At 62.3% G+C, this 5,375-nt stretch carries 5 protein-coding genes and 1 pseudogene; 1 reads left to right on the top strand and 5 read right to left on the bottom strand.

What is annotated here, in order from left to right:
* Positions 1-165: 165 nt before the first annotated feature.
* Positions 166-1,353, bottom strand: coding sequence for a 4-hydroxybenzoate 3-monooxygenase (locus A477_RS0117140; RefSeq protein ID WP_017200162.1), 1,188 nt, complete (start codon positions 1,351-1,353; stop codon positions 166-168).
* Between the two features lie 118 nt (positions 1,354-1,471).
* Positions 1,472-2,212 (bottom strand): IclR family transcriptional regulator, encoded by a 741-nt coding sequence (locus A477_RS0117135; protein ID WP_017200161.1) that lies wholly within the window; start codon positions 2,210-2,212, stop codon positions 1,472-1,474.
* A 207-nt stretch (positions 2,213-2,419) separates the two neighbouring features.
* Between A477_RS0117135 and A477_RS0117130 the strand changes: the two genes are divergently transcribed.
* Entirely contained in the window at positions 2,420-3,733 is a 1,314-nt protein-coding gene (locus A477_RS0117130) for an MFS transporter (protein WP_044569110.1), read from the top strand.
* Positions 3,734-3,755: 22 nt separating this feature from the next.
* Here A477_RS0117130 and A477_RS0117125 read toward each other — a convergent pair whose 3' ends face one another.
* The 3 genes and pseudogenes from A477_RS0117125 to A477_RS0117115 all read right to left on the bottom strand — a co-directional run.
* Positions 3,756-4,169 carry an Hpt domain-containing protein gene (locus A477_RS0117125; RefSeq protein ID WP_017200159.1) on the bottom strand — a complete coding sequence of 138 codons (414 nt, stop codon included), beginning with the start codon at positions 4,167-4,169 and terminating at the stop codon, positions 3,756-3,758.
* On the bottom strand, positions 4,162-4,914 hold the full coding sequence (locus A477_RS0117120) for a signal peptidase I (protein ID WP_017200158.1): 753 nt from the start codon (positions 4,912-4,914) through the stop codon (positions 4,162-4,164). The genes A477_RS0117125 and A477_RS0117120 overlap by 8 nt, the downstream gene beginning before the upstream one ends.
* Positions 4,915-5,021: 107 nt before the next feature.
* Positions 5,022-5,375: pseudogene (locus A477_RS0117115) on the bottom strand (TasA family protein); the annotation flags it as partial.

The raw sequence follows: 5,375 nt of genomic DNA, 5'->3' as shown, positions 1-5,375 counted from the left end.
ATCACAACCGGTGTCCCCTGGTTCATCCCCCCACCCCACCTCGACCCCCAACAAACACCCCGACGCAACCACCACCACACACCCCAAAGAACATAAAGGTGACGTGGCCCGGCTGACGTTAATCGGGGTGCGCCGCTGCCGCCCACTTGCGACCCGCGACCAGACCTACCGCGCAGTCGGCCAGCCTGTGTACGACTCAGCCAGATACGCTTTGGCGTGCTCAGATGTGACAACGGAGTGAAGCTCACCAAGCTGTCGGGCGCGATCGAAGTCGTCGGCTCCCGGAACGGTGTGCAGCATGGACGTCATCCAGTACGAGAAGTGCTGGGCCTTCCACACACGGTCCAGGGCTCGCTGGCTGTAGGAATCGAGCAGCGCAGTCGAACCGTTCGAGTAGAACGAATCGAGGCCTTCGAAGAGCACCTTGACGTCGTGGATAGCCAGATTGAGGCCCTTGGCGCCGGTGGGCGGGACGGTGTGCGCAGCGTCGCCCGCGAGGAAAAGATTGCCGTGACGCATGGGGGTGTGCACGAAGCTGCGGAAAGGCAGGACCATCTTTTCCAGGACGGGCCCTTCCTTGAGCTCAAAGCCGTTGCCGTTGACGCGCTTGCGGAACTCGGACCAGATGCGTTCGTCATCCCAGTCGGCAACGTTTTCCTTGGGGTCGCACTGGAAGTACATGCGTTGAACAGTTTCGGTGCGCTGGCTGATCAAGGCAAAGCCGTTCGCAGAGTTGGCATAGATGAGCTCGTCGGCGCTGCGGGGTGCCTCAGCGAGGATTCCGAACCATGCGAACGGGTACTCGTGGAAGTACCACTTGCGGTTTGCTTCGGGGATCTGGAAGCGGCAGTGGCTGCGCGACCCATCGGCACCCACCAGGAAGTCGGCTTGGATTTCGAAATCCTGGCCATCGGCATCGGTGAACCTGACCTTCGGCTTGCCTTCAAGGTCATGCACGCTGGTTTCGGTGACGCTGTAACGGACGTCGCCGCCGTCGGCCTCGCGCTTCGCGGCGAGGTCCATGAACACGTCCGTCTGGGGATATAGCCAGACGGACTCCCCCACCAGTTCCTTGAAATTGATGCGATGGCTCTCACCGTTGAAGCGCAGTTCAATGCCGTCGTGCCGGTCACCTTCGCGCAACACCCGGTCCGAAACGCCGGAATCGACCAGCAGGTTAACGGTGCCGTGCTCGAGAATTCCAGCGCGGACAGTCTCCTGAATTTCCTTGCGGCTGCGGATCTCCACCACCACGGATTCGATTCCCTGTTTTGCCAGCAAGTGGGAGAGCATGAGGCCCGCGGGACCTGCTCCCATGATGGCGACTTGGGTGGTGATTGGTGTTCGAGCCATGGTCTGTCCTCGCTTCGTTGCGGATCCCGGCTTGTTCGGAAGCGGGATGAATCTGAAATCAGTGTGGCCCGCATGGCGTGATTGGCGTTACAGGAAATCCATTGAACGGAAGGATGGGCTAGTCCCCCAGTTGGCGTCCGATCCCCCGAGCCGCCGTTTGGAGCGCGGGCACCAGAGCCTGCAGCCGCATCTCCGCAAGGGGAACCACTACTCCGAGCGCCGCTACGGTCCGTCGCTTAGCATTCATCACCGGCACGGCAATACCCCACGTGTCCGGGTCCACCACCCCAGCCAGTTGGGCGTAGCCCTGTTGAGCCGCCTCCGCCAAGAATTGACGCACGACGTCGGCAGTCACTTTTCCGGATGGGTCTGCGAACTGTTCGAGGTACTCCGCCTGCAGCTCCCGCGGCTGGTGTGACATCAGGGCCAGCCCTGCCGAGGAAATATGGACAGGCATGCGCCCGGCGATCCGCGCCCGGTTGGCTACCGATCCCCGCCGCGAAAGCCGCTCAACAAAAAGCGCCTCCCATCCGTCCAATACGGCGAGGTTCACATTCTGGTTGAGGACCTGCTGAATGTCCTCCATGAAGGGCATGGCGGCCTGTCGCAGAGCCAGTGTGGGCGAATTCCGGTTGACGAGCTCCCACAAACGCAGTCCGAGGCGAACAGTCCCGCCGGCACCAACATCCAGCAGTCCATGCTCGGAAAGTTGCCGGACCAGCCGATGAGCTGATGACAGCGGCAGTCCGGCGCGGTCGGCCAGTTCGCTCAATTGGAGCGAGGTCACTCCTTCAGGAAAGGCCTCAATGACCCGCACAATGCGGTCCACCACAGAATCGCCGGATGCTGAGTTGGCCATGACGTGCTCCCTGGTTCATCGGTCACTGTTCTCGGGCACTACTTCCGGACCACTGTTACTCGGTCACTGTTGGGGTCACTCGCTTACACGTACCCACAAGCTTCCATTCAATGGTAGAACGTGTGCCAGGCAACATCATGCGGTGATACAACTCTCATAACCGACCGACCGACCGTTCTAGGGTCGGCACTAACCACCGAGGACGCTATGCCAACGATGTCATCTGCCCACCGCTCCCAATGGCCTGTCTGGCTCTGTTGGCTGGCCATGGTCCTGGACGGGTTCGATCTCGTGGTCCTCGGCACCGTCATCCCAACACTCATCAAGACCGGCGAGCTAGGCTTCGACGCAGTCGGAGCCACTTTCGCCGCCACCATCTCCTTGGTGGGCGTGGGCCTTGGCGCTCTCTTCATCGCCCCGCTCTCAGACAAGTTCGGACGCCGTAAACTGCTGATCGCCTGCGTCGCAAGCTTCTCGCTGTTCACCATCGGAGTTGCCTTTGCCCCGAACGTCGCCGTCTTCTCGCTGCTTCGCATGCTGGCCGGGCTCGGCTTGGGCGCCTGCCTCCCCGCGGCCTTGGCATACATCAACGACTACGCTCCCGCCGGATCCGCCGGCAAGTCCACTACCCGGACCATGACCGGGTACCACGTTGGCGCTGTAGCAACGGCCCTCCTGGCCATTTTCATCGTTCCGAACTGGCGACTCATGTTTATCATCGGCGGTGTGGCCGGGCTGCTGCTCCTGCCTTTCCTGTGGGTCAAGCTGCCGGAATCGCTCCCCGAAGCCGCCTCTACCAGGCCCGGCTCGGCCAAGTCTGGCCCGACCAAGACCAGCGAACTGAAGGCGAGTGACCCCGCGAACACAACGACCGTCGTCGAGCATTCAACGGGCACAAAGCCAAAGACCGGGTTCCGCGACCTCCTGCAGAAGCCCTATCCCATGGTGGCCCTGGGCATTGGCATCGCGTCATTTATGGGGCTGCTGCTGGTTTACGGCCTGAACACGTGGCTGCCGCAGCTGATGGCGGCCGCCGGATACCCCGTGAGCACTGGCCTGACGTTGCTGCTTGTCCTGAACCTGGGCGCTGTCGCGGGCCTGTTCCTGGCCGGAATCCTGGCCGACAAGCATGGGACCAAGAAGATCGTGCTGATGTGGTTCGGCCTTTCGGCCGTGTTCCTGGCCATTCTGAGCGTCAAGATCCAAAACGAGTTCCTGCTCAACGCTGCCGTATTTGTTACTGGCGTCTTTGTCTTTAGCTCGCAGGTGCTGGTCTACGCTTGGGTCAGCCAGCTGTTCCCGTCCCGTCTCCGCGGAACCGCCCTGGGCTTCGCCGCAGGGGTAGGTAGGCTCGGCGCGATTGTTGGACCTGCCGTGACGGGGACCTTGGTTGCCGCAAACATTGCCTACCCTGCCGGCTTCTATGTGTTCGCTGCCGCTGGCGTGTTGGCAGTAGCCGCGCTGTTTCTTGTGCCGCATGAGGTCAAGGCCGCAGACACCAGCGTGCCTGTTGAGCGCTGAACACTACGATAAGCGCCAGACCCTAGTGGGGCGGCCTGGACCTCGGGCAGAGCGCCTCCCGGGCCTTCCCCAGTAACTGGGGTCCGGCAGCGAGGCAGCGGTCCGTAGAGTTTTGAAGAGCCGGAAATGCCTGGACAGCCGAGTCGAAGTGGTCTTCCCGGATCATCCCCTCGATGGCCCGGCACTGGTCCTCGGTGTCCAGCGCGCCCACCATGGCCGAGGAAATCTTCAGGCTCAGGATGGCATCCATGCTCGCGTTGACGTCGTGCTCGCACAGGCCACTGGAGATGCTGAGAATCCGTTCAGGCAGCATGGACAGGTAGGTGGAGAGAAAACGGAGCGCTGGTGTTGAGTCTCCCAACTCATCAGCCAGCGCTTGCAGCCTGCAAGGTTCCAAAATGTACGCCTGCTGCGTGGGGCCCGGGTCCTCACTCACCGCTGGATACCTGGGGGGCTGCGGCGCCTTCCAGCACTGACTTTTTGGGGTCCTTGGTCCAGATGGACGCGAGCATTCCCAAGACCAGGATGGCGGGGGCGCCATACATGAGGGTGTTCATGACGATGGGTTCGCGGAGGGCGCGGATGGCGTTGCCGACGTAGGGGATGGTGGCGATCTGCTTGTCCACGGTTTTGCCTTGGAGGGTGGCGATCCAGGGGTCGATGCCATTATTGGCGTCGCCTTTGGTTTGGACTGCGAATCCTCCGTCGGCTGTGGTGGTGATCTCGGTAATGCGGTGGGTTTCCACCCGCTGGTCTTCCACGGGGATGTGGTAGGTGATGACGTCGCCTACCTTGATGTCCCTGACGGGGGTCGGGACGGTGACGACGACGTCGCCCGGGTTGATCAGCGGGGCCATGGAACCGGTGAGCATGGTTGAGGTTTGGTAGCCGAAGATACGCGGCCCGATCGCCAGGAACAGAAACACCATGGCGGCCAGGACCAGCATGCCCACTCCGATGCCCTTACCCACCGTGCCGGCAATCCGGCGGAAGGCACCCGGTTTTCCACTGCCCGCTGCGATGTCAGCTTCCGTCGGAACCACGACGGCGGAGGGCCGGGTCGCGGAGGCGGAAGTCCCTGCGGTACCCGCCCCGGTAACTCGTGCTGCGGTTTCGAGAGCCTGCGGGGCGGAACGCCGGCCCTGGACTGCGGGTTCGTTGATGCTGGTGATGGTGCTCATTGCCTGGCGTTCCTTTCGTAGTTGGGTTTGGCTTTACCGGCGGACCTGATCGGGCAGGGGGGCGCCCGACCAGGCCCGGCGGGGCTTTTGTCGTTCTGTTTCAGCGCTTATTTGGTGGTTTCGGTGCGCTGGGTGCCGGTGAAGGCGAAGGCGATGGTGGAGGTGGCGCCTTGGAAGTCGTTGTTCGCGGTGGCGGGGAACGCGGTGGTGACTTTGAGGTTGTCGGTTTTGGCCGAGGTCAGGGAGGTGAGGTTGGTCAGGACTTTGTTCGCTGCGATCACCGGTGAGGACGCGACCACGGTGGTTTTGGTGCCTGTGCAGCTGTAGGGGGCTGCGGCGCCGGTCCAGGCTACGGAGCAGTTTTCGATGGTCAGCTGCAGGCCGTTGGTGGCATCGGTGGTGAGCAGCGATGCGGTGGCGCCGGCGGAGGTGGTGAGGGTGACGTTGTTCAGGTCCGAGTT

Source organism: Arthrobacter sp. M2012083, from assembly GCF_000281065.1.
In the GTDB taxonomy this organism is placed as follows: Bacteria; Actinomycetota; Actinomycetes; order Actinomycetales; family Micrococcaceae; genus Arthrobacter.
The sequence above is the reverse complement of the archived record's forward strand: the minus strand, read 5'-3'. Positions and strand labels throughout refer to the sequence as shown.

Excerpts from the sequence above, each read along its gene's own strand:
- A477_RS0117130 (WP_044569110.1), top strand. The coding sequence starts at position 2,420 with ATGCCAACGATGTCATCTGCCCACCGCTCCCAATGGCCTGTCTGGCTC.
- A477_RS0117140 (WP_017200162.1), bottom strand. The coding sequence starts at position 1,353 with ATGGCTCGAACACCAATCACCACCCAAGTCGCCATCATGGGAGCAGGT.
- A477_RS0117135 (WP_017200161.1), bottom strand. The coding sequence starts at position 2,212 with ATGGCCAACTCAGCATCCGGCGATTCTGTGGTGGACCGCATTGTGCGG.
- A477_RS0117120 (WP_017200158.1), bottom strand. The coding sequence starts at position 4,914 with ATGAGCACCATCACCAGCATCAACGAACCCGCAGTCCAGGGCCGGCGT.